The following is a 255-nucleotide window of genomic DNA, read 5'->3' as shown; positions in this document are numbered from 1 at the left end:
TGCTTTATAACCACTGTAATCATCACAGACTAGATAACCCTGCCAGCCTTTCAAGAACTCTGCAGCATGCTGGCCTGAACGACTATCCTGAAAGTCATAGATCACCGCCTGAACTGGATTGTACTGTTTAGTGGCATAGGCCCAGACATAACCTTTCTTCGGTTTTTTATTATTCTCACCCATCCGCATGATGGTGACCGGTGTTTCATCTGCATGCAGCACCCGCTGTTGCAGCACCACCTCTTTTAAGGCATT

General features: G+C 46.7%; 1 protein-coding gene. It reads right to left on the bottom strand.

What is annotated here, in order from left to right:
* Positions 1–255, bottom strand: a 255-nt coding sequence (locus tag ACEO2X_RS14585; protein WP_371972214.1) for a transposase, incomplete at both ends; no start/stop codon positions are given.

This window comes from Acinetobacter sp. AL9, assembly GCF_041464035.1.
Classification (GTDB): Bacteria; Pseudomonadota; Gammaproteobacteria; order Pseudomonadales; family Moraxellaceae; genus Acinetobacter; species Acinetobacter towneri.
The sequence above is the reverse complement of the archived record's forward strand: the minus strand, read 5'-3'. Positions and strand labels throughout refer to the sequence as shown.